Source organism: Paenibacillus taiwanensis DSM 18679 (assembly GCF_000425125.1).
Lineage (GTDB): Bacteria > Bacillota > Bacilli > Paenibacillales > Paenibacillaceae > Paenibacillus_B > Paenibacillus_B taiwanensis.
Genome location: NZ_KE384307.1, coordinates 982,097 through 1,008,848, shown reverse-complemented (window position 1 = coordinate 1,008,848; position 26,752 = coordinate 982,097). Strand labels below are relative to the sequence as shown.

Annotated in this window: 22 protein-coding genes; 7 read left to right on the top strand and 15 right to left on the bottom strand. The window is 45.5% G+C overall.

The genetic code is table 11. The features are described 5' to 3' along the window. Positions 1-33: 33 nt before the first annotated feature. Both H509_RS0118555 and H509_RS0118550 read right to left on the bottom strand, forming a co-directional pair. A complete protein-coding gene (locus tag H509_RS0118555) occupies positions 34-1,536 on the bottom strand; it encodes a thiol-activated cytolysin family protein (protein WP_028546402.1) in 1,503 nt (500 codons plus the stop codon). A gap of 364 nt (positions 1,537-1,900) precedes the next feature. Continuing rightward, positions 1,901-4,537, bottom strand: coding sequence for an adenosylcobalamin-dependent ribonucleoside-diphosphate reductase (locus H509_RS0118550; protein WP_425414249.1), 2,637 nt, complete (start codon positions 4,535-4,537; stop codon positions 1,901-1,903). Between the two features lie 392 nt (positions 4,538-4,929). Between H509_RS0118550 and H509_RS0118545 the strand changes: the two genes are divergently transcribed. From H509_RS0118545 to H509_RS26885, 3 genes are all read left to right on the top strand, one after another. Then, on the top strand, positions 4,930-6,699 hold the full coding sequence (locus H509_RS0118545) for a DEAD/DEAH box helicase (RefSeq protein ID WP_028546400.1): 1,770 nt from the start codon (positions 4,930-4,932) through the stop codon (positions 6,697-6,699). A 7-nt stretch (positions 6,700-6,706) separates the two neighbouring features. Beyond that, positions 6,707-7,879, top strand: a complete 1,173-nt coding sequence (locus tag H509_RS0118540) for a YqhG family protein (RefSeq protein ID WP_028546399.1) — start codon at positions 6,707-6,709, stop codon at positions 7,877-7,879. 238 nt (positions 7,880-8,117) lie between these two features. Continuing rightward, positions 8,118-9,242 (top strand): hypothetical protein, encoded by a 1,125-nt coding sequence (locus tag H509_RS26885; protein WP_028546398.1) that lies wholly within the window; start codon positions 8,118-8,120, stop codon positions 9,240-9,242. Between the two features lie 105 nt (positions 9,243-9,347). Here the strand turns inward: H509_RS26885 and H509_RS0118530 are convergent, their stop codons facing one another. Beyond that, the gene (locus H509_RS0118530) at positions 9,348-9,623 is read right to left on the bottom strand and encodes a YqzE family protein (RefSeq protein WP_028546397.1); all 276 of its coding nucleotides are present in this window, start codon (positions 9,621-9,623) and stop codon (positions 9,348-9,350) included. A 191-nt stretch (positions 9,624-9,814) separates the two neighbouring features. On the opposite strand from H509_RS0118530, the gene H509_RS25875 reads away from it, so the two are divergent. Then, positions 9,815-10,621 (top strand): N-acetylmuramoyl-L-alanine amidase family protein, encoded by an 807-nt coding sequence (locus H509_RS25875; RefSeq protein WP_245596145.1) that lies wholly within the window; start codon positions 9,815-9,817, stop codon positions 10,619-10,621. 63 nt (positions 10,622-10,684) lie between these two features. Here the strand turns inward: H509_RS25875 and H509_RS0118520 are convergent, their stop codons facing one another. Then, a complete protein-coding gene (locus H509_RS0118520) occupies positions 10,685-11,569 on the bottom strand; it encodes a divergent polysaccharide deacetylase family protein (RefSeq protein WP_245596144.1) in 885 nt (294 codons plus the stop codon). Positions 11,570-11,754: 185 nt separating this feature from the next. On the opposite strand from H509_RS0118520, the gene H509_RS0118515 reads away from it, so the two are divergent. Beyond that, positions 11,755-12,009: a hypothetical protein gene (locus tag H509_RS0118515; protein ID WP_028546395.1), complete on the top strand. Its 255-nt coding sequence runs from the start codon at positions 11,755-11,757 to the stop codon at positions 12,007-12,009. Positions 12,010-12,142: 133 nt separating this feature from the next. Here H509_RS0118515 and H509_RS25870 read toward each other — a convergent pair whose 3' ends face one another. Both H509_RS25870 and H509_RS0118505 read right to left on the bottom strand, forming a co-directional pair. After that, positions 12,143-13,744: an S-layer homology domain-containing protein gene (locus H509_RS25870; protein ID WP_036697747.1), complete on the bottom strand. Its 1,602-nt coding sequence runs from the start codon at positions 13,742-13,744 to the stop codon at positions 12,143-12,145. Positions 13,745-14,122: 378 nt separating this feature from the next. Then, positions 14,123-15,049 (bottom strand): nucleoside hydrolase, encoded by a 927-nt coding sequence (locus H509_RS0118505; protein WP_028546394.1) that lies wholly within the window; start codon positions 15,047-15,049, stop codon positions 14,123-14,125. Positions 15,050-15,258: 209 nt separating this feature from the next. Between H509_RS0118505 and H509_RS0118500 the strand changes: the two genes are divergently transcribed. Both H509_RS0118500 and H509_RS0118495 read left to right on the top strand, forming a co-directional pair. Beyond that, positions 15,259-15,516: a hypothetical protein gene (locus H509_RS0118500; protein WP_157277799.1), complete on the top strand. Its 258-nt coding sequence runs from the start codon at positions 15,259-15,261 to the stop codon at positions 15,514-15,516. 92 nt (positions 15,517-15,608) lie between these two features. Next, a complete protein-coding gene (locus tag H509_RS0118495) occupies positions 15,609-15,935 on the top strand; it encodes a hypothetical protein (RefSeq protein ID WP_028546392.1) in 327 nt (108 codons plus the stop codon). Positions 15,936-16,065: 130 nt separating this feature from the next. Here H509_RS0118495 and H509_RS0118490 read toward each other — a convergent pair whose 3' ends face one another. From H509_RS0118490 to H509_RS0118450, 9 genes are all read right to left on the bottom strand, one after another. Then, positions 16,066-16,755, bottom strand: a complete 690-nt coding sequence (locus tag H509_RS0118490; protein WP_028546391.1) for a hypothetical protein — start codon at positions 16,753-16,755, stop codon at positions 16,066-16,068. Positions 16,756-16,781: 26 nt separating this feature from the next. Next, the gene (locus tag H509_RS25865) at positions 16,782-18,335 is read right to left on the bottom strand and encodes a lipopolysaccharide biosynthesis protein (RefSeq protein WP_051287345.1); all 1,554 of its coding nucleotides are present in this window, start codon (positions 18,333-18,335) and stop codon (positions 16,782-16,784) included. Beyond that, positions 18,332-19,732, bottom strand: a complete 1,401-nt coding sequence (locus tag H509_RS0118480; RefSeq protein ID WP_028546390.1) for an O-antigen ligase family protein — start codon at positions 19,730-19,732, stop codon at positions 18,332-18,334. The genes H509_RS25865 and H509_RS0118480 overlap by 4 nt, the downstream gene beginning before the upstream one ends. Before the next feature lie 46 nt (positions 19,733-19,778). Beyond that, positions 19,779-20,888, bottom strand: coding sequence for a glycosyltransferase (locus H509_RS0118475; RefSeq protein ID WP_028546389.1), 1,110 nt, complete (start codon positions 20,886-20,888; stop codon positions 19,779-19,781). Further along, positions 20,885-22,063 (bottom strand): glycosyltransferase family 1 protein, encoded by a 1,179-nt coding sequence (locus H509_RS0118470; protein ID WP_028546388.1) that lies wholly within the window; start codon positions 22,061-22,063, stop codon positions 20,885-20,887. Before H509_RS0118470 ends, H509_RS0118475 begins: the two co-directional genes overlap by 4 nt. Then, a complete protein-coding gene (locus H509_RS0118465) occupies positions 22,060-22,515 on the bottom strand; it encodes a serine O-acetyltransferase (protein ID WP_028546387.1) in 456 nt (151 codons plus the stop codon). Before H509_RS0118465 ends, H509_RS0118470 begins: the two co-directional genes overlap by 4 nt. A gap of 19 nt (positions 22,516-22,534) precedes the next feature. Further along, positions 22,535-23,533, bottom strand: coding sequence for an SDR family oxidoreductase (locus tag H509_RS0118460; RefSeq protein ID WP_028546386.1), 999 nt, complete (start codon positions 23,531-23,533; stop codon positions 22,535-22,537). A 1-nt stretch (position 23,534) separates the two neighbouring features. Beyond that, positions 23,535-25,955 carry a nucleotide sugar dehydrogenase gene (locus H509_RS28690; protein WP_084159260.1) on the bottom strand — a complete coding sequence of 807 codons (2,421 nt, stop codon included), beginning with the start codon at positions 25,953-25,955 and terminating at the stop codon, positions 23,535-23,537. 106 nt (positions 25,956-26,061) lie between these two features. Next, a complete protein-coding gene (locus H509_RS0118450; RefSeq protein ID WP_084159289.1) occupies positions 26,062-26,697 on the bottom strand; it encodes a sugar transferase in 636 nt (211 codons plus the stop codon). Between the last annotated feature and the right edge of the window lie 55 nt (positions 26,698-26,752).

Genomic DNA, 26,752 nt, shown 5'->3' with positions numbered 1-26,752 from the left:
TTGGTAAAGGGAGATTTTCTAAATTACTACTTCCTATTGACTGATGGATGTTGACGGATACAACGTTGTTCCCCAAATCGAAACTTTTATATTGCTAGTTAACGGCACGTTAGTTTCATCTATAATGGTTCTCCACCATTCCCAAGCGAGACCTGTGCATTCTTTTGCGAATATTTTTATGTTCTTGGCATTAGGCGGAAGTGGGATCTCTGTCGAGAAATGGGCAGTTCTATTTCGACCGCTGCCTTCCCACGTTTTAGGAGTAATAACTTCTTGTCCATTTTCGTCATACGTAAATTCGTCCCAAGACACTTCGAACTGAGCTACATACGCGCCGCTATGGTCAAGTGTTATTTTACCTTTTGTATATTCCGTCGTTTTAGTTTCGATATACTCGGTATTGTTGTGAACCGCTGCTATGGAATTATCTTTTAGGAAGACACTAGTATAAGAAATAGGATAAGCCGGGTTCTTGGTGCTGTATTGAGCATTGTCTTTAATTACACTTTGAATGACATTAAAGTCTTTTGTGACGACCTGGTTATGTGTTTGCGCATCGCCGCCTAGGACGACAGCAGTAAATGAGCTGTTTTCATAAATATCTTTGTATTGACCACTAGTTTGGACACTCGGATTGTTGAGCAACAATTTAAATGCGGTTTGAACATCACTACTCTTTGAGGTCGTTTCTAATTTGACGTAGATGGTTCTGCCATATGATACGTTAGACACCATGAGTGGCGGAGTCTCGTTGCTTACTCCTTTTCGGACCAACTCAGCAAACGTGACACTGTTATCAAACAACTCCGACGGGTTGTTAGGAAGTGCTGCACTAACCGTATAGAAGATTTGCTTATAAGCCGCAATCATCACCTTTTTCTCGCCGCTTGCAACCGCATTAAAGTCGATTCCAAGTGTACCGTTAAGCACTTGAGCATTCACATTTAATGCACTCGAAATTTGATTTTTACTATATACCATAGATTCCGCATACTGTAATCTGGCAGGCAGTGTATGCGTACCGGAATACTTTTCACTCCAAGTCGATACGAGCTGATCAACAGCGCCAGAAACACTGCTGTAGTTCGGATTTTGAACCGTTATTGTATTTTCACTTTTTAAGCCGGGCAGATCAATACTAATATCTAACGGTTGTCTTTTTGCCATAAGTAAACTAGGCTGATTATCGGCAAAATCCTGATTTGCTAGCTGAATGGCACCTGGGTAAGTTCGATTTGTGATGGAGTCAATAATGGAGATATCTACGGGTGAAGTTGTGAGTGATTTTTTGTCGCGTTCAACTACAATAAATTTACCATTGGATTGACGACCTTCTTTAGGAACAAAACTACTAATTTGATCCCCTTTTACAGCTAACACTTCATTACGATTGTAATGGAGGTTCGCAATCCCGCTGTCTATATCGTGGAGTTCATTTGGTGCTGCGAAGGATACACCCGAATAAGTGAGCACCTGTAAACCTACTAATAGACTGACGAGCCATTTTGTTCCTTGCCTTCTTTTTGGAATTCCCATAAAACCTTCCCCTTTATTGTGTAAAATGTCGTGCTGTACTAGATTTATCGGTATGTTCACACAAAATTATTATATTTTTATATGATCATATGTAAGTAAATAAACCCAATTTTAATATTTACAAAAGATGACACCTAAGAACATTACTCCCTACTTCTTTCGTTTGATGACCTGAAAGTTCTATAACAACAAAAAACACGACAACATAACATTTATGTTGCCGTGCAAGTTAAAAAATTTTGTCCCACATCTACTATGTTTTACATGTGTACATCCGCTTGCGGACTAGTGACAGAGCTATATAATATTTGGAATAACTCCTCAATTTAGCTACAAAGTTGTAAATATGCCTCATTGTTCACACTCAATTGCAGCGGCTGTAACCGCAGTTCGCGCACGTCTTACAGCCCTCTACGTTTAACAGCGAGGCTGAGCCACACGATGGGCATAGATCGCGCGATTCCACCCGCACCTGCGCATGCATAACAAGCGGGTCTGCGTGTAAGGTTTCCGCTGCAGCAAGCGAGGAAGCTGCTGGTGCTTCAATTGTAGCCGCGATCGGTGCAGACTCGATCGCAGCGGCGGTGACACTGGCTTCGGCAAGGTGTGTTTCCAACGCCTTCGCCACAGCATCAGCAATGGACTCGACGCGATTTGCGCCAAAGCCGATTGCTCCGGAACCGCCGATACCTTTTAAGTGTTTGATCAGCAGTTCAACTTTATTGCCGTGGTCACCATAACGAAGGAACAAAGAACTTACGCGACCAAGTGCTTCTGCCATTGCAAACACATCGGAGCCAGCTTTGCCTACATTTAAGAAGATTTCAACTGGCGTTTCTTCATAATCGTTTATCGTAATATAAGCCATACCAAATGGCGTATTAATTTTGTAGGTCGCACCACGAAGCACTTGTGGCCGACGCATGTAGCCTACAGTACCTGCTGCCACTGCCGTAGTGGCAGCATCAACCGGAACAGTTGGTGCGGAAGGAGATGCTGCCGACACACCAATGGCCTTGTTCTCTGCCACTTGTGCTGCATCTGCCGACTGTGCGGCATCTTCGGTCTTCGCTTCCTGCTTCTGTGTCGTCAGCACCTGAACATCACGGCTGCCGTCGCGGTAGATTGTTACCCCTTTACAGCCAAGGTCAAATGCGAGCTCATACAAACGTTTCGTCTCTTCCACCGTAAAGTCATGCGGACAGTTGGCCGTCTTCGAGATTGAGCTATCCACCCAACGCTGAATCGCCGCTTGTGCACGAATATGATCTTCCGCGGACAAATCCATCGCTGTTATAAAGTAATCAGGCAGTTGTTGCCCTGGATTAGCATCCAGCCACTGCTGTGCAATCGGTACAAACTGCTCGTCAAATCCAAGCCGGCTTTGGCGGAAATATTTAAATGCAAAGTACGGCTCAATGCCTGTTGATGTCCCTACCATTGTACCGGTAGAGCCTGTTGGCGCCTGAGTAATGACCGTGACGTTGCGCATTCCCTTTTCCTTAATCGCCTGTCCTACTTCTGGGAAGGTTTCAATCATCGTTTTCATAAATCCGCTCTGTACATACAATTCTGCATCAAATGCCTGGAACGAACCTTTCTCGCTTGCAATTTCGGCGGAGGCCAAGTACGATTCACGAGCGATAAAGCTGTAAATTCGATCTAAAAAATCTAATGATTCCGCGCTGCCATAACGAATGCCGAGCTTAATCATCAGCTCTGCCAAGCCCATAGAGCCGAGGCCAACTCGCCGCTCTGTCTGCTGATTTACACGATTTTTCTCAAAATGATACGGTGTCTTGTCAATTACATTATCCAAGAAACGAACGGCATCCCTTGTTACCCGTGCCAGCTCATCCCACGCTACATCATGGCGTTCCTCATCGTAAAATTTCGACAAGTTCAGGGCTGACAAGTTGCAAACTCCCCAAGCTGGCAATCCTTGCTCACCACACGGATTCGTGCAAATAATCGGATTAAAATACCAGCTGTTTGACATTTGGTTGTAGTATTCCATAAATACGACGCCTGGCTCAGCCGACTTCCAGGCGGATTCAATAATCGTATGCCAAATTTCTCTGGCGCGCACTTTGCGATATGGAATGACAGGTTTACCCGCTTGCTTCCATTTATCCAAATCTCCGTCCCAAATCTCATCATAGTCACCATCAGACGTATCCGGAAATACCAATTCCCATTCCAAGTCTTCCTTTACAGCCTTCATAAAAGCGTTGCTGACACAAACAGACAAATTCGCATTTGTAACTTGTCCTGCCGTTTGCTTGACAGTAATAAAATCGAGTACGTCCGGATGCCAATCATTAATCATCAGCATGAGTGCACCACGACGGCTTCCCCCCTGTTCGATCAAACCCGTCGTATAGCTGAACAAGCCTCCCCAGGATACCGAACCACTTGAGGAGCCATTCACCCCCCGAACGATCGCACGATGTGGACGCAATGAACTCAAGTTAATGCCAACGCCGCCTCCGCGTGCCATTATCTCTGTCATCTCCGACAACGTTTCCATAATACCCCCGCGACTGTCTTTAGGCGATGGTATGACATAACAATTAAACAATGTCAGTTCCTCGCTAGCCCCAGCGCCAGCCGCTATTCGGCCTCCAGGAACCAGCTTCCAATCATCCAGCATATATCTGAAACGATCCGTCCACTCTGCTTGCTTTTCGGGTGTTGCTTCTACTGATGCCATTGCGGCTGCTAAGCGATCCCACATTTCCTCTGGTGTCTTCTCGATTGTAAGTGTTAATTTCTCTATCGTCGTATGCACCACTTCGCCACCCCGTGTCTTCACGGTCACATGACGTCCATCACGAGCAATAACTTCACCGACTTCCTTAGCCGGAAACTTAGGATCATCCTTCGTTAATACAAGAACGACGTCCCCTATTTGGGTATGATTCGTATCCGCGTCCTTCCACGCATATCGATCCAAAAATATTTTTTCGCTCAGTCCTGCCAAGCGCTGTGCTTTCTTCATAGTATCCAATACAAACAACCTCCTGTGTCACAAAATGGACGAAATAAACAACATGAAACACACATCATTTTCAGCTCATAACGTATGTAAGACACACAATATATAGTATGCGTTGATCATTTTACTACACAACATATAGAATTACGAATGATTAAACAAGGATATTCTTAAAAGAAACGACCTCGTCTCCCCCCTCCCTTATCGTCTCTCTATTATGCTCTCTCATTCAGCCTTTTTGGCATTTGACATACGCCTTCGTTAACGTAGTAACCATTATGTATTTATACTTCGCCAAAAATGTCCAAAGTTATGATTTGTATAAATATAGACCATACTAAACGTACATTACATGGCACCAAAGCAAGGAGGTCCACCTCGTGAAAAATGAAAAAATGACGTTAAGCGCAGACGAACACGTACCGTTTCACTTTGACCGCAGTTGGATGGAGACGATGCAGCTACGTATCGATCGTAATGGTCCGTGGGATGACTGGACCTTGTTCCAACTTGCTTATGAAGCGGAGCAAGCTAAGCTTATCCGATCTTTTGATGAGTTGCAGTGCTTAACACACTTGACGAATGTCGAACCTTTGCCTCATCAGCTCTCTACCGCCCGCAAAGTGCTGCACGAGATGCGTGGACGTGCGATTCTTGCAGATGAAGTAGGACTTGGCAAAACAATTGAAGCTGGCCTTGTTATTAAGGAATATATGATCCGCGGGCTCGTGAAACGGGCCCTCATTCTTGTACCCGCTTCGCTTGTACTGCAATGGGTACGCGAGCTTAATCATAAGTTCGGCATACCAGCCGTCGCCCAGAAGAAAGAGTATCATTGGCACTCCGGTGTCGTAGTCGCATCTATGGATACGGCTAAACGCGACCCACACCGCTCCATTCTGCTGGATCAGGAATATGACATGCTTGTCATTGATGAAGCACACAAGCTAAAAAATCGTAAAACGACTAATTATCAATTCGTTACTCAACTACGAAAAAAATATTGCCTGCTGCTGACAGCTACACCGGTGCAGAACGATATGAACGAGTTATATAATCTCATAACGCTCCTGAAGCCTGGTCAATTAGGCGCCCAAGGAGACTTTAGCACTAACTATGTGACAGACAAACGTGTTCCTAAAAACGAAACGGTTTTGCAATCTGAGCTATCGAAGGTGATGATCCGCAACCGGCGTGGAGAAGGTAACGTTCATTTTACGAAGCGTATCGTTAAAAATGTGCCCTTGACACTCTCATCAGACGAGAAAGCTTTATATGATGGCGTAACACAGTTCATTCGGGAACAATACCAGTCCAACGTCGCTGATGTTGGCAGCATGTTCTCATTGATCACATTACAGCGAGAAGTCTGTTCCAGCAGAGACGCCGTTTTTTTAACACTTGTTAATCTGTCTAAGAAATTAGCAGAAAATTCGCCTGTACGTGAACGAATATGGGAACTAGTAGACCTTATTAAACGAATTAAATCCAACACAAAAGCCGAAACGGCGATGCAATTAATTCAGGGCATGAACGAGAAGGTTATTCTTTTTACAGAATATCGTGCTACTCAAGAATATTTGCTGCAATATTTCCGTGATCGTGGACTCGTCGCTGTACCTTATCGGGGAGGGATGAATCGTGGCAAAAAGGATTGGATGATGGATCTGTTTCGAGGGCGTGCACAGGTGATGATAGCTACAGAAGCCGGGGGAGAAGGCATTAATTTGCAATTTTGCCACCATATGATTAACTTTGACCTCCCCTGGAATCCGATGCGGGTAGAACAGCGTATTGGCAGAGTCCATCGACTTGGGCAGATGCATGACGTCAAAATTTATAATTTGTCTACCAAAGGTACCATTGAGGAGCATATTTTGAATTTATTACACGAAAAAATTAATATGTTTGAAATGGTTATCGGCAGCTTGGATATGATATTGGAGCGGTTTGAAGAACAAGATAGCTTGGAGCGCAGCTTGTCTCGTATTTTACTTGAAGCCGATAATGAAGAAGAAGTGCGTAAGCAGGTTGATTCACTTGGACAATCCCTTAATGAAATTCGAGCACAACTGCATAATGAGGTGGACATTACCGCTAGTAGCAAGCAGCAGCGTGAAGTACAGTCATTTTTGCAACGATTTGGTACGGAAGCGGAGGCTTAGTTAGCATATGGATACGGAACAAATTACCCGCTTCGTCATGAGGTATTTGGAATCAACAGCGTGTCATATTATTGAGAAAACACCGGCTTATGTCACGGTAAAGCTGTCCGAACAAGCAGATCGTGTGTTAACAAACCGGCCCTATTATTGGGGCTTTGTTGACCGGACAGGGGCTGAGGCGGAGACGATGCGGTTTACATTTGTGTTTGATCCCGCTAGGATGCCACCTGAGGCGAGTCGGGGTCCTGTCAGTTATGTGACCGCCCCTGTTACCGAATCAGTTCCGCTGCCGCCTGCCGTCGGTGAAGCTGTAGGTACTGGTGACAGCATTATGCAGCGCTACTTTGGCGTTGCACCTGCATTTACAGGCGGTGGAGGAGGAGTCGGTCGTATTCCTAAAGATAATGTGACCTTTGGTAGTCAACGACTGGAACAAATTATGCAAGCGGCCTTACAAGGAGGACGTTACCTCTCCTTGTTCGAAGAAAGCAGCACAGCTTATACAGGACGTGGGCAGCGTCGCTCTTTAGCTTACGAGCCTTATTTATTGCTAAATGTAAAGCTAGAGTTTGCGTGTGATCTCAAACGGGAGGAGCTTCATTCATTCGGCGTCTCCCTTGTGAGTGGAACGATTCATCCTCATTTTATGGAGCTGGTTAAAGATCGACAATTGACGCCAAAGCTGCCTGCAAACGTACACACGATGACTTGGCGATTTACACTCGAACAAGCGGTTCAACTCGTAGAGCAACGTATTCGACAGTTGGCGGCTGATTATGATATGAGCTGGGCGATAGAAGCAAGTGAGCGGCTCGATGAAGAATGGGAACGATTAGCTGCTTATTATGAGCCACTGATCAAGCAAGAGGAAGAAGCGATGAAATCCGATACGGCTTCTACAGATGCTGCGGATTTTGCAGCAGAAGAGCAGCCGTTAGCTGTTGAACTGCCTCCGCCGCGCGCTTCGCTTGACAGCATGTTACAGCAGCTTGACCCCTTGCATGAGCAGCAGTCAGATCATTCTGCAACTGCCCAAGAGCCATTAGCGCCACAAACTCGCTCGGCGCGCGAGCAATTTGAAATACGCTGCAACGAGATTCGATGGCAGTTTGAACCTAGAATCACGCTTAGCGTTATAAATACGGCTCTCCTTCATTTGCCCTCCGGCTTGAATGGTTGAGCCGTTTTTTTCACTATGCTCGCATAATGCGACAGTTCTCGTTTCGCACGATCTGGCTTTCATAACCAATTGCCTTGAACCGCCACAGAACGGCAAAAATAGTTGCTAAAACAAGCTGTATATTGGCCTTAAAGCGACAGTCTTTTAAAAATAGCTTCGATAAAATGGTGTTAAGTTAGCATAAATAGGGTAAACCATTAATATTCTATTAGGTTGCCAAGAAATGAGGTGCTTGAACATGAACCATTGGTGGAACCACTTCGTTCGCTTAACATGTGCTGCGGCGATAACTGCTGTTGTATCCGCAGGATTATCATATGTCATCGTGACGGGCTCGGAGTCCATACAACTACCGGCCCGCATTGAACTTAACCTACCGACGTCACACCAAGCCAGCATTCCCAACCAATTACGCGACGGAACTTTCACCATACGACATCAAAAGCCTGCGAACATCCCCGCCGCGACACAATATCGAATTGCTCCCCGTCTTTCTTTACAGGAGACCATTGAGCAGACCGTGCAAAGACTGTCACAGCATCAGCCGTTCTCTTCGTGGAAGCTTGCTAAGACCGATGTACAGCCGCTTGGGCCAGGCACGCATGGCTGGCTAGTAAATGTGTTAAGTTCATCTAACAAAACGGTGGGATATTTGATCATTTATGCAACACCAGACAACGATTACTTGTTAACTGAGTATGGAGTAGGCGCTCGACTCCCCTATGATCAAACCGTTCTATCGGAAGCGATTCATACACTAGGCTGGGAGGGCGACAAACTGGAAATCAGCCCGTTATATGCTCCGCCTTTGATCGCCATGTGGCGCGTACATAACGGCAAGGAAAGCGTGCTTCTGGATGCAGAAACTGGCGAGCAGCTACCAGAGGAGTTAGAAATGACTCCATTTGAGCAGTCATTTAGTCGGTTTAAAAACTCCCCCCGTCTGCAAGTCACATCTGCGGCGTTATCAGCACGCTCAGAAAACCTTGGCACATGGACTGGAGTTATATCCAATCCAAGGCTAACGCCAGACGATCCGGTCGTAATCAAATCCAATTTTGACCCTTACGACAATATTCAATGGATGAACGGAAAACAGCAATTAAACGGAAAAAAAGCATTAGAGTGGCTCAATCATTGGAACCCTGATCTACAAACTTCTCCTTGGATCTACGTTCAGTCACGCCCCTACAACAGCGGAACGATAAATCTGCCTTATGCACTGGTCGGCAAGCAGGGATGGACAGATGGCCAGACATTTGCCGCTTCCTATGCGGCAGTATCCTCTTCTGGAGCAGCTTGTATCCGCTTCATTGCAGAGCCATTAGCATTAACAACTGGTTATATTACACCTGTTCAGTAACACTTGCCCCCCAAACTTTTAATCGTATCAAAAAAAGGCGTGCCCCTTATTTATACGGAGCATGCCTTTACCTGTTCATAATATTTCTGTTACTGATGTTCCAATTCATGACAACGTTTTTCCCTTTCCCCATTTGCCAGTACGACGGATTCGCTCCACAACTTTTGTAATCCGCTTCACGAAGGGTTGTCCCGCATGCCTCCAGTCTCCAGCCATCATCTTCATACTAAATGGCAATAATCCGAACCAACGTACTAACCAATGCTCTCGCTGTTGGTGCTTGCGTTCAAGCCTGCGCTCGCTCCGTTGTTCCTTGGGCTCATCGATATAGGTCACTACGCGTTGTGTAATATACTTAATCAAGTCATCACGCTTTGACATGTACATTCCTCCGAATCCGAATGACTTCTTTTGCTTCTAGTGTGAGCTTTCCTCTCCTATTTTAAACGTGATTACGTCATTCAACCAAAAAACCTTGTTTCCAATATACGCTGGGTATGGCTTAATTCTTATTCGTGCACGATACGACATAACGCCCAAGACAAGGTTATGTGGAAAAGAGGTCATGTTCCATGCGTTACCCCCAGACATTTGTTTTAACCTGCATTACTGTCCTGTTCAGTGTTAATGCCCTATTTGTGGCTTCTGTAGCTTTGGCAACTTCTGCGGCTTCTATGGCCTCTGCTGTCGGCGCCTACGACGCCCAGTCGCCAACTTTTATGAATCACATGACAAATGAACAACAAGCAAGTTTTGATACCGACGAAGCCCATCAGCATATTACTCATGTATTTCCTCACCCCTTTGTGCTTATTGATGCTGGTCACGGGGGGATTGACGGTGGAACTGTTCATGAGAACGTTTTGGAAAAAGATATTAACTTGGCCATCGCTCAAAAGTTGTATTTGTTGTTAAAAAGCAAAAACATTCCAGCTGTCTTAAATCGAACGGGAGACTACGCTTTAAGTGATGATAATCGCTGGTCAGTTACACGCTCAAGACATCGGAAGGACTTAGCGCAGCGACGCCAGCTAAGCGAAGAGGTACCCGTCTCCATTTATGTGAGCCTGCACGTCAATTGGGGCAAAAACCAGGCTGCACGCGGGCCTATTGTATTACATCAAGAAGAAGGGCGGAGCAGGCTGCTTGCTACTTTGATCCAGCAGCAGCTAAATCCCTTATTTCAAAAAGTTATGCTTCCCGAAGCCGGAAATAAGTATTATTTGCTGCGTAAAGTGCAGCAGCCCGCAGTAATTGTAGAAACTGGATTTATTAGCAATGAACAAGATCGGTTGCTGCTCACAAGCAGCGCAGGCCAATCTGCTATCGCACAACGAATTTGTGATGCCATTATCCAGTATTACGCCACTTTTTCATAATTGACAGGGGTTAGTGGCTATTACTTGTATGCCACATTCCTGCAATAAGCCACCGCCTGGTTCTTACTTTTTTACTAATTCAGAAATACGGACGAACTGTACGTCCTTCATCACTTGGGGAACTTGACGATGAAGGACGGCAGCCGTCTTTAGTCCACCCGCTCCAACGTGACCGATCGTGATGCAGGCCTTGCTAGATTTAAGCTGCTCCAGCACTTTACTAAATTGCTTGGTGACATGTGCCTCAGAATAAACGTCATCCAAAAATATTTGATTGTTCACAACAGGAACACCTATTTCGTTCGCAACTTCCTCGATAACGGAGCGATAATTTGTCTTGCTGTCCAGAAAATACATCCCCTTCTCCTTAATAACACGCAGTACAACTCGCATTATACGTTTGTCTCCCGTTATTTTGGAGCCCATGTGATTATTCATCCCGACCGCATGCGGAACAGCATCAATGGCCGCACGGATCCTTTTCTCGATCTCCTCATCCGATTGGGATGCCAAAATAGCACCTGGTCCGAGCCAGCTTGCTTTCCCCGACTTCGGCTCCATCGGCATATGTACGATCACCTCATGTCCCATCTGATGGGCAAGCACCGCATCTGCAACTGAGGTTTGCAAAAAGGGCATAACTGCTACCGTAATATGAACCGGCAGCTTTAGCATCAGCTCGGTCCCTTTCATCTTATTGCCAAAATCATCAATAACTATAGCTACCGATTTCTTCTTTTCTTGAACAGGCGACAAGCTAGATACCTGTTGCAAATTCACCTTTTTATGCACAAGCACTTCATCTGCCGCTACTATCTTAGGCACACAAGCCATCAGCGCAATAATGATAGCTAGCACTCCTGTACCGACCTTTAACAGAAACCAGACCTTGCTTTGAACCTTATTTTGCGCAATAACGCCTTTTACCATGTTTTTTAAATCGCTCATTTCTGCCCCTCCATTCAGCCCTGTTTTGGGTTATAATATATGATGCGTTGTGCTGTTCTTAATATGTACCAAATGTAACAATAATCATGCGTACAATGGCGATGATTGCTTGCCAATTGACAAGCATCCGCAATTCCCCTAAGATGATAAGTACGCAAAAAAGTAGAGTGCAGGTGATAATGAAGATGTCCTATCAACCAATTGTAAAGAGAGCACAGTTGTCAGACCATAATCCCGAGACGAATTTGTCTCAGTTGGTTCTTACCCTTCATGACGGAACACAGCTTCGTTTGTTTGACAACAATGGCAAGAAAATGATTAACCGTCTGTTGACGATGCCATGCCCAATTTGCCGCAAAGACTTCTATTGTAATTGCTTTAACCGCTTTGTAGATGTAATTGACGAGCAATTAAGTAAAGAAGACTGGAAAGAAGAGTAATCTCTCCTTTCCAGACATACGAAATCCCCTCTGTAGAGACGATCCTTATCGTCTCTACAGAGGGGATTATTCGTTTGTTTAATATGAAGTTAAAACAAAATGCAACGAAGACGAACAGAGACAAATGAACAATTTAAAACCGTTCATTTAACATCGGAGCTGCAAGATCCAGCATCTTGGCCATCTCAGCACGAGTGACCGCCTGCAAGGGGCGGAAAGTACCCTCTTGATAGCCGTTAACAATTCCATTTTCCGCCAACACTGCAATAGCGGCTGCCGACCATCTGTCACTACTCACGTCCACAAAGGAACTAACGACTGGCTTGGATGGAGCTGCCTGTAGCACTCGCGCCAGCAGCACGGTCAATTCTTCACGTGTTATCGTTTCATCCGGCCCGAAGCTGCCATCCGTCCGGCCCATCATAATTCCAGCCTGCTGTGCCATACGAATGTCATTTGCAGCCCAATGACGAGATGGCACATCCCAAAACAGGGAATCTGTCGTTTGCGGCTGCAAATGGAGCATACGCGCCACGATGGAAGCTGATTGCGCGCGTGTCAATCGTTGTTCTGGCGCAAACGTTCGTGCAGCGATTCCCGTCATCCAGCCACGTTCGCTCACAGCATGAATATGAGCGCTCGCCCAGTGTCCTGCTGTATCGTTAAATGATGAGCCGTTGAGCCAGGCACTATAATAATCCCATGTACCATCTGCTTCCTCTGTCAGGCTCCAATTTCCTGCCCCTTTTAAGTTGTACTTATTTACAAGATTTAGTTTCGCTTGAATAGATTGTTCATTTTCAAACCATACCGTATAAGATCCTGGTTTTAATGTTGTTCCATGAACATTCGGCAGCGTATCCCCTGACTTAATCGTAAATATACCCTTAGGAGACTGTTCCGCCGTATCATAATAAGTTTTGCCATTGTAATCCTGTAACAGTTTACGAACTCGATAATTCTGTGCTGCATTCCCCTTCATCGTTCCATCAGACTTCCAATATCGACCATAAAACGGAATTCCCAGTACCAGCTTATGGCTTGGAGCGTATTTTAGCGCGTATTGGATCGATTGTTCTACAAATGGAAGACCCGCCACAGGTCCAGGCTCGCTGCCTTGATAACTTTCGTCATAAGCCATAATCATTAAGTAGTCGCTTACTTTCGACAAGGCCGCATAATCATAGGAGCCATGCCAACCTGTCGTCCATCCATGCGGATTGGCTGCCACAGCTACCGATACTTCTTTGTGGGCGGGTATCGTCTCACGCAGCATTTTAACCAACTGCGTCTGGTCATCACGTTGTTTGTCTGTTACATTTTCAATGTCAACGTTAACACCATCCAAATTGTATTTTTCAATTGCCGCAGCAATTTGCTTGACTAATGCATTTCGATTGTTCAAAGCCGCAATCCCTTTATTACGATCCCAATGATTGCTTAGAAATGGAACTACCTTCATCCCTTTATTGTGCATCTCCTTAATAAAGGCCGGATCAAGCGCTTCCGTCAGTAAAAGAGAGCCGTCTTCACGAAGGTCAAAATAGCTTGGCGATACCATATCCAAACTACCTTTTGTGTGATTAACTGCCTGTACATAATTACTCGGATTGCCAAAATAAAGATACGACATCGCATACCGCTCTGCGGCAGCTAGTGTCGGGATGCTAGTGAGCGTTAACGTTAACAAAGATACACCTAAGATCGTTCCTTTTATGTATGAATTCCAACGCATGTTTAATCTCCTTCCGTATACAAGTTTCATAGACATCATGCCTTTGAAAATGATTAGGAACAAGATATAATAATTGGAAACTTTATCAACCAATTAGATTGTGCAGCCAAAAATGTGATAACAGCGCTGTTTCTAAATGCTAGCATCATCCTATTTACGAAAACGACAAATATTTCTATTGACCTGACTCGACGCATTTAAGTAAAATATAATATTTTTTTCATAGCCTTTACATACTACAACTGCGCACGCTGTGCTTGTCATTGTATGCATGACAAAAACTCCGCGTTATTTCTATAACGCAGAGTTTTTGCTGTTCCGACTGAGCTTGCAGAACATATAACGCTTCCATCAGCTCACATGCTATTCGATTTTTAGCTAGATGACGCGGCTCAAAAAATGGGTCAGGAATCGCTCAGCATCCACTTCCAAGCACACTTCACACGTGGCTTCCCCTTCATGTAACTCTCTTGTTCTGCCCACTTCTTCGCCTGTCGTATCAATAGCAACATGTAGAGGCATACGCTTCACAAAACTAGCATCAATCGCCACACCTACTGCCAGCGGATCATGCAACGCACAGCCGCCGCTGCCAGGATAACGTGTCTCGTAGAAACGAATATAGAATTCAGTAATATCTGCAAAATACCCGCCAATATCTGGATTTTTCTGCCTCCACTGCTGAACAGCAGACAAAGGAAGCAACGTCTCCATCGTGACATCAAGACCAACTACAGTTAACGGTAACTTCGCTTTAAACAGCACGTCCGCCGCATCAACGTCACAATGAATATTTGCTTCGGCATGAGGTGTAACATTACCGCGAGTACGCACAGCCCCGCCCATAATAATTAACTCTCCGATCAACTCCGCTATTTCTGGGGCCTTCTGCAAAGCCAATGCCAAATTCGTTAACGGCCCGACCATAACAAGTGTAATTTGTTTCGGGTAGGCCCGAATTTGCTCAATCAGGTAATCAACAGCATGCTGATTAGAGGGTTTATTTTGGGGCTCAAATAACGCTGCTTCACCTAAGCCATGTTCACCATGAATGTGTCTCACATAATGTTCCTTTTTTCGTCTCAAGGGCTGCTCGGCACCTTTAAACACAGGAACATCATAAACACCTAGCTTCTCCAGCACAATCAATGTGTTTCGTGCCGCTTCACTTACTGTAACATTTCCATAACAAGTCGTGATGCCATGCAGCTTAAGCTCAGGCGAGCGAACAGCGTAAGCGATTGCAAGTGCATCATCCACACCTGTATCCACATCCAAAATCAATAACTTGGCTCCAATGTCCAACTTCTCTCCCCCTCTGTGATGTATCGTCAATTCGCAAGTGCAAGTACAAGTTTCTTATTTATCACACTCTACTAGTATACCCTTTATTGGCTTCACATTGGAGACAAAAAATGCTGAAGGCTGACTCTTCTAGTCCCTATTTTATGCGGTTGAATATACGTGACATTTATGTATCATTGATCATATAATTATGTAGTCATATTAGACTAATGAACTATACATGGATGGTGAACGGTATGATCCAGTGTCAACTGGACTTTTTCACACAACGCTTTGCACAAATCGCATCGACCTATTATGTGGATCAAGCACATCTCGAAGCAGCATTAAAGGAATTAATGATGGCGATGGAAGTCGAATTTGCGATTCCGATTGACGATCCAGATGCGCTCTATACGTATGAAACGAAGCATCCTGACGTGCTGGAAATATATTTTAAAATTACGAACGAGTTGGAGTATTATTGAATCTCCCTCATCTGCTGCATAGTCATGGACAGCAACGCACATCCTACATACGGAATGCCAACAGCTTACATTACATGCAGGAGGTTAGAAAAATGACACATACGTCTACACAGCAAATTCGCAGCACAATTCAACAAATGATCCAACAAACGGAACAAGCCAGCGGCAACTATCAACGCTTACTTCAGCAAGAGCAGCAAAACGCTCAACATCTGGAACAACTGGTACAGCGAGAACGACAAGCTGTTCAAGTGATACAAACCGCTTTGCAAGGACACCAAGCTGCCATCCAGCAAATGCAGGCCGTGTTGCAAGCCTGTAATCAGATCGACAATGCAAGCACACCTCTGTACTCAACGAACCCGGCTTACGGGTACAATGCAGGGTACAGTGTACAACCGCAATCGTATCACAATTAACCTGTTCGCAGACAATGCAGGCTAACGAACATCACTATGAAAACCATATAGAAGAGAGAGCCTCCCCTCCCTCTTCTATATGGTTTGTCTTGTCACCAAATAAGAAGCACAGATAGGTGCGCAATGGAGATCATTTTAACTTACCAGCAATTTTGTCCATCAATTGTGCCTTTTTGGTGTCTATTTTTAATCGATACGCTGCCTCTGCTTCCTCTGCCAGTTGGCCTCCAAATCCATGTTCCTTCAATTCTGCCTTCATGTTGTCCAGCCGACGATAAAATGACTTGTCAACGTTTTTCTCTAGCTTTTTAGCCGCACTCATGTAAAGCGAAGTCAGATCAGCCAGAGAACGATTTGATTTCCCTGCTTTGTACAGCTTATAATCTGCTTTTGCTTTCTTACCCAGTACATCAAGCCGTGCTATGGCTACCGCCTGCAAACTCTCAAACCAATCGGTATAACGATCCCGAATAGACGATTCAGACAACGAAGCCTGAGCACTGCCAGCACCGCTTGACGGTTGTTGTATACCTTCCGCCTGCGGATGTTGCTCGTGAGATCGCTCTCCCGTCTGCCCGTCTCTGTTTGGTGTTGGTGTAGCAGCAAGATGCTGCTTTGATGCGGACTGGGTTGGAGAAATCGTTCCAATATTATTGACCGTTTGAGTTGTATCTACTTTACTAAAGTCAAAGAAATCAGTATCTACCCCCAATTCCTGAGTAGACACCTCCCGGTTTGTCAAATACTCATATCCCCACCATACGCCAATGACACCTAACACAATGATCACAACAAGAACAATTCCAACTTTTGAGCGCACAGCATCTTCCACCTTCCTATCGTGGATTAGCTTGTTTGATCGTGATCCAATTGTCCGTTGCTTTTTCTTGTTTTCCATTTCCTAGTTACCTGTTTGACTTGCTTCCAGACTTGCCTCGCCGTGTCCAGCTCAAAGCATACATTACCAATAATAACTATACAAAGTACACTCGCTCCTGCGATAAAAGCCCACACTAACCAATCGGTTACACGGACAGGGTCCGGCACAAATAGGAATAAAAATGGTGCAGTCCCGATGGCGCTCAGGACAACCAGTCTCATCATTCGAACAGTCGTCTGCCTCGTGCCATGCCCCAATATGTGCTTGGAAGTATACCTTATCAGCTCTGGCGTACGGTATAAATGCGCGCAAAGGCTGCCTAGCATCACCCCGATCATTCCTAACCATTGAACGAGTACAAGCGATACTGCCAAATGAATGATCGACTCCACTATAGAAGGATATTTGGTTTCTCTAAAATGGCCTGCTGCTTGTATTAACGTGTAATGCGGCAGCCTTACGTTGCTTATAATCCCTACAACTATAAATAATGCCGCCAGTTCTGGACGAATGTACACAGCATCATGAATACCCGTAGTATAAAGGCGGATAAAAGGTAAAATAAATATAGCTGCACAAGCATACGCAGCCGTCAACACCGCATAGTACATGTACTCGTACGCACTAAATTGTCGCAGCAAGCTACCGCGGTCCCCATTCGCAATTACATGGCCAAATGAAGCCATTAACCCGCTAGAGAACGCGGAAACGAACATATTTACCGCAACAAACACCATATTGTACACCGCATAGACACTCACCTCACTGAGACTACAGCAGATCGTGATAATCATGACAGGCGCGGCATAAACAATTAACGTATTAAGCTGATGAATAAAAGCGTCCCAGCGTCGGTTTAACGCATGATGATTCGGCTCAGCAAAATAGTTTACTTCCTTGTATGCAAGACGGACATACCATTTGACCAATACGACTCTGGAAACAAATAGGAGTGTCGCAGCGGCTTGGGTGATCAATACATCATATCCGTTCATAATGAGGACGACGGACACTGCGGCATTTAACAATACACCAATTGTTTGAATGAGGGAGATTACATAACTTTTCTGATCTGCCATCAGCAGCACTCTATATTTACCGATAATAAAGTACTCCACCAAGCCGCTTCCTGCCAAAATAAGCACCATCGCACTTGAAGTCATTAGCGGCACTTGACCGTGGACGAGGAATGGATACCCGATTGCACTTCCGACAACAAGCACCGCAAAAATAAGGCCAGTTCGACGATAAAACAGCCGTGAAGCCGACAATACGGCATTCACTTCAAGGACATTACCAGCAGCAAGCGGCTTGTATAACGCAGCGATAGAGGCGGCCCCAAGACCAGCCTCCACTAACGACAAGTACCTTAAAAATTGATTGATCGAGGAAATCATACCATTCATATTTGAACCGTAAGCTTCAATGAGTAATCTCGGCAAAATAAGGCCAACAGCAGCAGTAACAAACTGGAGCAGCAGATTTGCGATTAAATTAAATACCGCGTTGTTTAACTTCATTTTCTCACCGTCACCGAAGGGGATATACGTTCAGCATTACCTCGGTTAGCATGCTCACAATAATACATGTTCATCAATAACATCGTCATATAAAAATAAGTGCTGTACTTGGCTAGTGACTGTAGCGAGAGTAGAAATATAAGTGTGGAAATGATAGGCAGATAAGATAGGAAGGACGGCCGATGACCTGGATCCACTTTTTGCTTTTGGCATTGGTTTAATACCACCATATAAATGACAAATAACATCGTTCCGCACATGCCCCACGCCATTAACGATTCCAAATAGGTGTTATGAGGTCCCGTCAAAACCCCCATAACCGAAATGTTGCTCTGCTGCAAATATCCGATAACCCCCTTGCCCCAAAGCATTTCCCACAAGGTGGATTCCGTAAACACTTCCCAGTATTGTTGAGCGAGCATAGAGCGTAGTCCTGTCATCTTTTGCAAGCTATCTCCGATTGACATTCGCTCCATGATAGAAGTAATAAACCCTATGGCAGGCACAGTAAACACAGCAGCAAACACAAGCACGGCAAATGCCAGCTTCCTACGCAGCCTTATCATGCTATGCTCGGAAGTGACGATCATATAGCCTGCTAACAGTACCGTCGTAATGGCTGCTGTCAGCAAATAAGCGCGGGATAAGGTCGATAACCCTAGCAGCATTAATCCTAATGCAAAATAAATGTATTGTGGCTTGGGGAATTGTGATTGTTTGTAAATGTGGAGTAAAAAAAAAGCAGCCATCAAAATCATCATTCCAAAGCCATTTGGGTCACCACCTGCTCCCTCAAATCGGGCATATCCTGTCACTGCATCACTAGCATTGGCAAAGGACATCACAAATCCACATACGCTTGATAACACGATTCCTGCTACAAAATAGTGTGCGACCTGCTTAAAATCTGGTTTGAAGTTCATATCGATGATCATCAGGGATGCGTACAGAAACAAAGCTGACCATCTGATAGCAGGCACGATCATTACTTGACCATTCAAAAACAGATGGAGCCATTCATATGCGATCATACCTAGCATGACAATGAGCCCGACTACATGCAGCTTCATCGTATTAAACCGAGCAGCCACATACTTGACGAGTGCAACAAGAAACAGCAGCGTTGCATAAGAGACACCACTATCTTCCGTTACAAATAAATGAAGAGAAGGAAGTAGAAACGCAATCAACAAAAAATGTCGATAAGCGTGTGAAACGCAAATGTAACCTGCCATCATCAAAATTGCAGCATTTAAATAAATAGGCTGTTGCAGCCATGAATAGAGCAGAAGTGTAAGCGATACAATCGTGTAGAACAGCCAAGCGGGTAACACAAATCGCTGCTTTGAACTGCTGTGTGGGATGACGTAAGGGGCTCCATCGTAAATTTGCTGCATCATTCTCCCCCTATCTGTGCCCATAGTTTGGGCACAGCGCATAATCTTATAGCTGATAAATGTGCATTAGCTTACGGACATTTTCTTCGATGTTATAACCTTTGTTAATCAGCCTTAACTCTGATTCCCGTGTATCGCCTCGCCCTCTTGCTGCCCACTCCAGTAATGCGGCTGCCCATCTAGCACTGCCCTCTGTCAAGTCCATAAAACGGACTAAACCCGCTCCGATGTCAGCTTCATACGGTACGCCTGCTGAGACGAGACAAGGCAAGCCAGATGCCTGTGCTTCCAAGAGAGAGACGGGCAATCCTTCGAATAGCGATGGAAATACGTAAATATCAAATGCTTGCAGCAGGTCTGGAATATCCGATCGAAGCCCTGCAAACATAACGTGCTGTTCAAGGCCTTTGCTGCGAATGGCCTGTTCTAAATCGTGCCTGAGCGGTCCATCTCCTATAAATACGAAGCAAAAGCACAGCTCAGGGTGCTGCTGTTTTAAGCAATCCGCAATATTTATAATAAAGAAGTGATTTTTCACTTCGGATAGTCTGCCCACATGACCGATCACAAGACAATCGAGCGGAATGCCTAATTGTGCTCTCATTGTGCTGCGATCTGACTGCGATTGTGAGCTGTAGGAAGACGAATTGATCGCGTTAGTCAATACATCGAATGGCCTGCGGCCATACATAAAGCGACCCGCCTCCTCCCCGCAAGCGAGCAGATCTGTTGCGTTTGCGATCGCAGCAAACTTTAACAGCGGTACAATCGCTCTCTGCCAAGCTTGCTCCACATTGCTCGTATGGATATGGCAGACACGTTTATTAATCCCCGCCTGCCGGGCCGCCTTCAACGCAAATCCACCTTTGTAACCGTTATGAACATGAACGGCCTGATACGGACCCTGTTCCTGTATCAAGTTCCTAAAAGCGCGCATATAAGAAAAGATACCTTGCTTCTTAATATAGTCAAAATAAAATATACGACCGCCCATTGCCACAATCTCATCATGGAGCGGTCCCTCGTTAAAAGCAGCAAAATCAAATTGCAAAGTGTTTCTGTCCACACTACGATAAATATTCATCAACATGGATGAAATACCACCGTAGCCTGTCGAAGGGATCACTTGCAGCACTCGTTTTGGCAAGCTGCTCATACTTCGTAGATCCTCCGTCTATCTAAGTCATTCTGAGAAAAAGTAGATAGTCCATACGCATGCTGCAATCGATCCAACTCCTGTTCAAGCAGGAAACCACGCTTAAAAAAAGCGGCATAAATACGCTCAAAGCTTGGTCGTGCCTGCTTCGCCTGCTCCTGAACAGCTTGCGCCCAATCTTCAAGCGGTTGATGCAGTGACAAAAAGTGTACCCGCCCCAGCCCCATATCAACCTCTTCAGGAAGAGAGGACGATAATACACACGGAACACCAGCCGCTTGTGCCTCTATAGCAGCTCCACCGAGCCCTTCATAAAACGAGGGCATCACAAATACGTCCAGCATACGAAGCAGCGGCGGAATATCGGTACGGATACCGAGGAAATGTACCCATTCTAACAACCCGCTATCAGCAGCTTGTTGCTCCAACTGTTTCCGCAGAGCCCCCCCGCCAATAAGCACTAAGCGGGCATCGACGTGCGCAGCCCTTAGATGTGCAAGCAGCTTAAACAAAAAAATATGATTTTTCACTGCATGCAGCCGCCCGATGTGGCCAAGCAGCAGTTCACAATCGGGAATGCCACTATTTCGCCTGCTCGCTGCCACATCCACCTCCTGGAGGTCGAAATACGGCGCTAAGTCGATGGCGTTAGGCACGATCTCAACCTGCCCGCTGTCTACTGCCCGTTGCCCGAACAAATAACGTCCTGCATCGCGACTAATGGCAAGAAGGCGCGTTGCATGATGCAGCATCAACAGCTTCCCGAACAGGATCGAAAGTCGTTTCAGCATAGAGCCGGACGTGCCGGTCGTGCGCGCATGACTGACGCGAAATGATACCCCGACGAGGCGGGCAGCAAGCATAACCAATCCTGCATGATGTGCTGTATGGGCATGAACCGCCTGATAGGGACCTTCCCGCTTCATCACTTGGTACATCTCCTTCACATGTGCAAAAATGCCGCTTCGCTTAGGATGCCGAACGATATGTTTCTTGCCGCCAAGCTGCTCAATCTCTTCATCGTAATGGTGCTGTCCAGGCTCCAGCACCAAAAAGTCGAATTGCAGGTACGTACGATCCATATAACGATATACGTCCATAATGCGCGTTTCTGCTCCGCCCCTATCCAATCTAGAGAACACATGTAAAATACGCCGTGGTGCTCCATTTGTCATCGTGCGCTCACCCCTCTATCATAATCAATCCGAATAAGTTGAGCGGGTGCGCCTACAGCTACTCCGTACGGAGGCACCGAGCGGGTCACAACAGAGTTAGCGCCAATTCTGGCATAGTCCCCGATCGTAATCGGCCCCATAATGATGGCGCCTGCACCAATAAATACATGACACCCGATAACCGGAATTCCGTTATCTTTTCCTTCTCTCCCATTGCCGCCGATCGTCACATTTTGATAAATGCTGGTGCCAGTGCCAATCTTCGCTTTGCGATGGATCACAACACCAAGTCCGTTGTGGTACAACTTTACGTCTTTTGCCATATCTACCGCATATGGCAGGTCACATGCAAACACAATGCGCATCAAATAGTAAATCCATGTTGGCAAAAACGGAACGCGATGCTTGTGCAGCCACCGCGCCCGTTGATGCCATCTGCATACGGCGTGCATAACAGCCCTCCATCTTCCATTAATTAGTTGAGACGCTCTGTTCAAAATAGCTGCGATACCAGTCAGCCGCACGATCAAAACCATCGTGAAATGTCCATTTTCCCTCATAGCCCAAAAGCTTACGGGCCTTCGATATGTCGGCCAGACTGTGCTTAATATCTCCAGGTCTGTCTGGACCAAAGACAGGATTATACGGCACTTTAAGCCGCTCACACATCTGTTTTAGCATATTGAGCAAACTGAATCTTTCACCGCAAGCAATATTAAACGCCTCCCCGCAGGCTGCCTCGTCTGCGACACAAGCTTTTAAATTCGCTTCAACTACATTGTCAATGTACGTGAAGTCTCTAGTCTGCCACCCATCCCCATTGATGGTCGGCCGCTCTCCGCTCAACAGCAGCTTTGAAAAAATAGGAATGACGGCAGCGTATTGCGAGTCCGGATCTTGCCTTCTACCAAACACGTTAAAATACCTCAACCCAATACAAGGCATGTTGTATAGTCGTGTATATAAAGAGCCATAATGCTCATTCACTAATTTGGTTGCCGCGTAAGGGGAAAGAAGTTGGCCTTCAGCCCCCTCGTACTTAGGAAGTTGTGCGGAATCTCCATACACAGATGAGGATGATGCATATACTAATCGTTTTACCGTTCCTGACAGACGAGCCGCCTCCATCATGTTTAGCGTGCCTAACACATTATTTTCCTCATATAGCCGTGGTTCTTCAATTGATCGGGGCACAGAGCCAAGCGCTGCCTGATGAAGCACATACTCGACATCTTTACAAGCTTGCTGACACGTATCAAAGTTACGAATGTCACCTTCCATAAACTCATAATTGGGATTATTGGCAAATAGACTTACATTCACTTGTTTGCCCGTGGAAAAGTTGTCGAGTCCTCTTACCTTCATCCCCATGTCAAGTAACGTTTCGACAAGATTGGAACCGATAAAGCCAGCGGCACCTGTAACTAGAAATAACGTCCCTTGAGGAAGCTTCACTAGCTCGTATCCCATCTTATAACCTCCAATACTTGAAGCCCATAGCCTCGGCCTCGTTCCGATCATAAATGCCTTTAACGTCAACGAGTACGTTTCTGTTGTCAGCATACTTTCCTCGCAGCTGCTCCAAAGGAGCATCGACATATTCCTGATGATTTACCGCAACGATTATGGCATCGACGGGAGGAATGTCCTGAGCTAGCTCAAATCCGTATTCCTCCTGAATTTCATCGCTGTCCGCAAGAGGATCAACGGCATAAATCAAAATGCCATACTCCTGTAATTCACGAACGATATCGGCTACTTTAGAATTTCGAACATCCGGCACATTTTCTTTAAAGGTAACCCCCATTAGAAGAACTTTAGCGCCTTTAATAGGGCAATCGTCGCGAATCATCTGCTTGACGACACTTTCAGCTACATATTTGCCCATATTGTCATTAATCCGACGACCAGCCGGGATAACCTCGGGATGATAGCCTATTTCCTCGGCTTTATAGGTCAAATAGTACGGATCGACCCCGATGCAGTGTCCTCCTACAAGACCAGGTCTAAAGTGGAGAAAATTCCACTTCGTTCCTGCTGTCTCCAGGACGTCCAGCGTATCAATGCCAAGCCGGTTAAAAATGATAGACAATTCATTCATAAACGCGATATTAATGTCTCGCTGTGCATTTTCAATTACTTTGGCGGCCTCCGCCACTTTAATGGACGACGCTCTGTATACACCTGCCGTAATAATTAATTCATATACACCCGCAACGATGTCCAGACTCTCTGCATCCATACCTGATACGATCTTGACAATGGACTCTAGCCGATGCACCCTATCACCTGGATTAATACGTTCCGGAGAGTAGCCCACCTTAAAGTCCACACCACACTTCATTCCTGATTCCTGCTCCAAAATAGGAACACATACCTCCTCCGTCACACCGGGATATACAGTGGACTCGTAGACCACAATGCTGCCTTTCCCCATGTAACGGCCAACTGCGCGACTGGCTCCCGTTATAGCTGACAAGTCAGGTTTATGGTGTCGATCCACGGGAGTAGGTACAGCTATAATGACAAACGCAGCTCGTGCAATATCCTCGGGATTACTCGTGAATTCCACCGTACATTTGCGAATATGATCGTTACCTACTTCATGGGTTGGATCGTACCCGTTTTTGTAGCGTTCAATTTTGGGGGTGCTGTTGTCAAAACCAATCACGTTAGCCCTTTTAGAAAGTGCAACAGCTAAGGGAAGCCCGACATATCCAAGTCCAACTACCGCAATCGACGTTTCCCGGTCCTTGATGGCGTCTAGCATAGATTTAACCTCCATCGGGTTGGATGACATAATATTTAAAATAACTTGATTCACTTTGTTTACATCATATTTGTCCTTGCATATACGCAAACTTTCGCGGGACATGGACTCGAGTTGAGTCCGATGCTCAATCATCCATCTCATTTTATGGACTAACGCTTGTGTATCTTTCACGGGAACAAGCAAACCGTTTACAAGATCAACAACCGTTTCCCTGCATCCTGGCGCATCTGTTGTCACAATCGGCCTAGCTGTCGCCATAGCTTCCAGAATGCTCTTTGGTGTGCCTTCGTGGTAAGAAGGCAGTACAAATACTGAACACTGTCTTAAATAAGGCCGCACATCATCTGTTGCCCCTGCGTACTCCACGGAGCCATCCTCCACATAAGGCTTCAAATCTGTATATTGGATCGCCGTCGGATTCGTATCAAACGGGCCTACCAGAAGGAACCTTGCTGCCGGATACGTTTGCTTCACGATTCGCGCAGCTTCCAAGTATTCCATCAGTCCTTTATCCTTTATCAGTCGGCCGACAAATAAAAACGTATCGTGATCCGGCAAAGGCTGCTCGGTAAACAGCTCCAAATTAACACCAGAGCCGTGAATAAGACAGGGCTGCTCTTCTCGAACAAGTCGCAGCCGCCTGCACTCGCTAATGTCGTCATTGTTCTGAAAGAAAACTCGCTCACAGCAGGAAAGTGCGAGCTTATATTGCAGCATCAGTACAAGCTTGAGGAAAGATAACTTGTTATTAGTACGAAATACCGAACCTAATCCTGCAATCAATGCGAAAATGTGGTTAATCCCTGCCAATCTCGCCGCGATACACCCGTATACGATCGACTTTGCTTGATAAGCAAAGATTTTGTCCGGCTTCGTGCGGCGTATTAGCTTCAAAAGCTTGATCAGTGTGCCAATATCTTTTACAGGATTGAGCCCGTTACGCTCAATCGGCACAGTATAGTAATGGACACCAAACGATTTGAACTTGGGTGCCCATTCCTGTGCAGGCTCTGGAGCAGTAGCCAAAACTTCATATCCATCCCGTTGAAACGCCTTGATCATGTCTTTACGAAACGTTAGTAAAGAGGGGGCACTGCTCGAAATCACCATTACTTTCATCTAGCACCTCACACCAAGCAGCTCATAAATTTACAACTCCAAGCTTTTTATTTAATTAACCAACTTTACCAATTGAAAAAGTAGTATTAATAACATCAAAAAGGGCTCATCGTGCCCCTTTACCCGTCAGCACAATAAAAATAGTTTTGAAAAAGATTTTGGTCTCCAACCATGCCGAATAATGATGGATATAATACATGTCATACTCAAACTTCTCTTCTGGAGTCAGGTCGTAACCTCCGTTTACTTGCGCCCATCCCGTTAATCCAGGCTTGACGAGCACTCTATTCATAAAACCGGGAATTTTCTCGCTAAATTGCAGCATAAATGCATATCGCTCAGGCCGTGGTCCAATTAAGCTCATATCATTACGCAGCACGTTAATAAGCTGCGGAAGCTCATCTAATCGGGTTCGACGGATAAATCCGCCCACTTTAGTAATTCGACTATCATTGCGGACGGCCCATCGTGGACCGTCCTTTTCCGCATCAATGTACATCGATCTTAATTTGAAAACACGTATCATTTTCCCCCTGTAACCAACACGTTCCTGAACATACAGTGCAGGCCCGGGCGACTCATATTTAATCCAAATAATCAGCAAGGCTATTATCGGAGATGTAATTAAAAGCAGCGATAAAGAGAGGAAAAAATCGATAATCCTTTTGCATGTCAGAAACAAGTACGAAACGTCGACCTCTTTATGTGACTTGACAACTGCTGCACTTTGCTCTCTCAACATCATTTCGGTAACTTGATTCATCATGATCCTCCATCAAACGTTTCTAATGTCAGGA

Bases quoted from the DNA above. Each gene is read 5' to 3' on its own strand.
- H509_RS0118555 (WP_028546402.1), bottom strand. From the start codon at position 1,536: ATGGGAATTCCAAAAAGAAGGCAAGGAACAAAATGGCTCGTCAGTCTA.
- H509_RS0118450 (WP_084159289.1), bottom strand. From the start codon at position 26,697: ATGTTGAGAGAGCAAAGTGCAGCAGTTGTCAAGTCACATAAAGAGGTC.
- H509_RS0118500 (WP_157277799.1), top strand. From the start codon at position 15,259: ATGAACTATACATGGATGGTGAACGGTATGATCCAGTGTCAACTGGAC.
- H509_RS0118475 (WP_028546389.1), bottom strand. From the start codon at position 20,888: ATGAGCAGCTTGCCAAAACGAGTGCTGCAAGTGATCCCTTCGACAGGC.
- H509_RS0118530 (WP_028546397.1), bottom strand. From the start codon at position 9,623: ATGTCAAAGCGTGATGACTTGATTAAGTATATTACACAACGCGTAGTG.
- H509_RS0118465 (WP_028546387.1), bottom strand. From the start codon at position 22,515: ATGCACGCCGTATGCAGATGGCATCAACGGGCGCGGTGGCTGCACAAG.
- H509_RS25875 (WP_245596145.1), top strand. From the start codon at position 9,815: ATGCGTTACCCCCAGACATTTGTTTTAACCTGCATTACTGTCCTGTTC.
- H509_RS26885 (WP_028546398.1), top strand. From the start codon at position 8,118: ATGAACCATTGGTGGAACCACTTCGTTCGCTTAACATGTGCTGCGGCG.
- H509_RS0118540 (WP_028546399.1), top strand. From the start codon at position 6,707: ATGGATACGGAACAAATTACCCGCTTCGTCATGAGGTATTTGGAATCA.
- H509_RS0118480 (WP_028546390.1), bottom strand. From the start codon at position 19,732: ATGCAGCAAATTTACGATGGAGCCCCTTACGTCATCCCACACAGCAGT.
- H509_RS0118520 (WP_245596144.1), bottom strand. From the start codon at position 11,569: ATGAGCGATTTAAAAAACATGGTAAAAGGCGTTATTGCGCAAAATAAG.
- H509_RS25870 (WP_036697747.1), bottom strand. From the start codon at position 13,744: ATGCGTTGGAATTCATACATAAAAGGAACGATCTTAGGTGTATCTTTG.
- H509_RS28690 (WP_084159260.1), bottom strand. From the start codon at position 25,955: ATGAAAGTAATGGTGATTTCGAGCAGTGCCCCCTCTTTACTAACGTTT.
- H509_RS0118470 (WP_028546388.1), bottom strand. From the start codon at position 22,063: ATGACAAATGGAGCACCACGGCGTATTTTACATGTGTTCTCTAGATTG.
- H509_RS0118550 (WP_425414249.1), bottom strand. From the start codon at position 4,537: ATGAAGAAAGCACAGCGCTTGGCAGGACTGAGCGAAAAAATATTTTTG.
- H509_RS0118495 (WP_028546392.1), top strand. From the start codon at position 15,609: ATGACACATACGTCTACACAGCAAATTCGCAGCACAATTCAACAAATG.
- H509_RS0118515 (WP_028546395.1), top strand. From the start codon at position 11,755: ATGTCCTATCAACCAATTGTAAAGAGAGCACAGTTGTCAGACCATAAT.
- H509_RS0118545 (WP_028546400.1), top strand. From the start codon at position 4,930: ATGACGTTAAGCGCAGACGAACACGTACCGTTTCACTTTGACCGCAGT.
- H509_RS0118460 (WP_028546386.1), bottom strand. From the start codon at position 23,533: ATGGGATACGAGCTAGTGAAGCTTCCTCAAGGGACGTTATTTCTAGTT.
- H509_RS25865 (WP_051287345.1), bottom strand. From the start codon at position 18,335: ATGAAGTTAAACAACGCGGTATTTAATTTAATCGCAAATCTGCTGCTC.